A 1,993-nucleotide genomic window follows, 5' to 3' on the forward strand; every position below is an offset into this window, starting at 1 on the left:
GTACGGGAGGCTTGAGACCGTAGGACTGCCTATGACGTTTAATGGCCTCGCTGGGTATGCGCCATGACGCGCGCTCGCCTGCCCTATACGCTCCCGGGAATCGCCCCTCCTTGAGGTACCCATAGAGGGTGACAAGGTGGATTCGCTCCATGTCGGCCACTTCTCGAGCTGTGTACACGCGGCCCGTCATGGTGTGGTCCTGTCTTGCGTGAGGAGGTTTTCTACTGGTATTCCGAGCCATTCGCAGATTTTGCTGATCTGGTCGAGGTCGAGCGGATTCTCTCCGAGGAGGCGTCTGGATGCGGTAGATTGAGATGTGCTGAGCGCTTCGGCTAGGTCGAGGCTGGTTTTCCGTCTCCGTGCCATTTCGGCTCGGAGGTTGCCAGCTACTAGCTGTGTGAGTGTCGGTGTGTAACTCATGTAAGTTACTCTAACCCAGGCGAGTTATTTAGTCAAACATTGGGCGCCCGCGTGTCTAAATGGGTATAATCGTCATATGGTTGAGAAAAAGTCATCCCTACTGCAACGATGCGTATCAGCCGAAATCAGAGCGCGCCTCGCAGCATCACGATCATCAGGCTTAGAACTCGCTCAAAACATAGGGAAAAGCCAAAATTACGTCGCCAAACGCCTACGCGATGAAGCGCCATTCACAATCGACGACATAGAAAAAATCGTCACATACTTCGACCCACACAGTGACTATCAGGCATTTTTTAAAGCAGCAATCGACAATCAAAGCCACACTGCCACCGTCCTTCGATTCCCCGCAACCACGCTGCAGGAAAATCAGCGCGAAGCCGACGCAATACTCGAAGAACACAAATACGCAGCATCCACACTGAAAGACACCGAGACCGACCCAGCCCCCGCACCAGAGGGCGAGGAATCACAGGACACTCACTATGAAGACTGAAACAACTAACCGCGTCGCACTCATACTCCTACGCGTATTCCTCGTACCACTCGTCATACTCGACCTACTTCTACTAATAGGAGTACTACTTCCCTCTGACACCGAAGGCAGAGGAGCGGCGGCCGTCTTCCTCGTCTTCCTAATCGCGGCCACAATCTTTCTGATCATAGGGGAGCGTCGGTTAGCGCATGGACATCCGCTTATCAAGCAGCGAGAGCCACGAGACGCAAGCCGACAATCCCAGACCGTACTCGCCCGGGACATGAGCATTGCGCAGCCCAGAGAGTTCCGTAGCGTGCCAGACGGCAAGCACATCTACTGGGACGACCTCATGACCGAGGACTCCAACCGAGGCACCCTCTACGTCATGGAGGACCTCAAACCAGCCGTGCGACGCATTGTCGCACAGGCGACCGGTTTTAATTTCGGCACAGTCCGAGCCACGGCCACCATGCGCCTTGAACCAGAAAACACGTACGACGAGGACGCGGTAGCAGTGTACATAGAGGACATGAAAATCGGCTACCTCTACGAAGACGCGCAGACAGAAGCGCTCGACGTGCTACGCAATGATCCCGATTACTGCTGCCTAGACATCATCATCAGAGTGGTGCCTGACGGCCTGTGGGTGTGGTTTTTTGATAGCGAAAAATCGCTCGTCCGCTGGACACAATACCTAGCTCGCCGCGACATGGAGGCCGGGCAGTCCTACCCCACCAGTGGGATTCCCAAGCGGGTCTGAAATGCACCCGCCCTCCCTTACACTTGCTGCCGTGAGCACGAGGGTGAGCGAGATCAGCGTGATCGACTGGATAGAGCGGCAGGGCATCCGCGTCACTGATGCGCGCCTGCCAGACGGCTTGTGGGGAGCCTATTCCCTGAGGCACAATCTCGTCATGATCCACCACGGCCTGACTATGCCGCAGCGGCTTTTTGCTCTCATCCACGAGTCTATCCACGTGCAGAATCAGCATGATGGGCATCAGTCGGAGCCCGTGGAGCGCCGTGTGGATGAGGAGACGGCGTGCATGATGATTGATCGTGTGGATTACATGTGGGCTGAGTCGCAGTACGGGT

Annotated in this window: 5 protein-coding genes; 3 read left to right on the forward strand and 2 right to left on the reverse strand. The window is 55.8% G+C overall.

All coding sequences use genetic code 11. The annotated features are described in order from the left end of the window. On the reverse strand, positions 1-190 hold a 190-nt coding region (locus HMPREF2975_RS08180), incomplete at its 3' end, for a helix-turn-helix domain-containing protein (RefSeq protein WP_193600023.1). Continuing rightward, positions 187-420, reverse strand: a complete 234-nt coding sequence (locus tag HMPREF2975_RS13105; protein WP_083314488.1) for a helix-turn-helix domain-containing protein — start codon at positions 418-420, stop codon at positions 187-189. The genes HMPREF2975_RS13105 and HMPREF2975_RS08180, both read right to left, overlap by 4 nt. Positions 421-496: 76 nt before the next feature. Between HMPREF2975_RS13105 and HMPREF2975_RS08185 the strand changes: the two genes are divergently transcribed. From HMPREF2975_RS08185 to HMPREF2975_RS08195, 3 genes are all read left to right on the forward strand, one after another. Beyond that, positions 497-916: a helix-turn-helix domain-containing protein gene (locus HMPREF2975_RS08185; protein ID WP_070727004.1), complete on the forward strand. Its 420-nt coding sequence runs from the start codon at positions 497-499 to the stop codon at positions 914-916. Positions 917-1,178: 262 nt separating this feature from the next. Further along, the gene (locus tag HMPREF2975_RS12330; protein WP_141757351.1) at positions 1,179-1,658 is read left to right on the forward strand and encodes a hypothetical protein; all 480 of its coding nucleotides are present in this window, start codon (positions 1,179-1,181) and stop codon (positions 1,656-1,658) included. A gap of 43 nt (positions 1,659-1,701) precedes the next feature. After that, a partial coding sequence (locus HMPREF2975_RS08195; RefSeq protein ID WP_227469338.1) for a hypothetical protein occupies positions 1,702-1,993 on the forward strand: 292 nt, incomplete at its 3' end.

It is taken from the genome of Actinomyces sp. HMSC065F12, assembly GCF_001814535.1.
Lineage (GTDB): Bacteria > Actinomycetota > Actinomycetes > Actinomycetales > Actinomycetaceae > Pauljensenia > Pauljensenia radingae_A.

Bases quoted from the DNA above. Each gene is read 5' to 3' on its own strand.
- HMPREF2975_RS13105 (WP_083314488.1), bottom strand. From the start codon at position 420: ATGAGTTACACACCGACACTCACACAGCTAGTAGCTGGCAACCTCCGA.
- HMPREF2975_RS12330 (WP_141757351.1), top strand. From the start codon at position 1,179: ATGAGCATTGCGCAGCCCAGAGAGTTCCGTAGCGTGCCAGACGGCAAG.
- HMPREF2975_RS08185 (WP_070727004.1), top strand. From the start codon at position 497: ATGGTTGAGAAAAAGTCATCCCTACTGCAACGATGCGTATCAGCCGAA.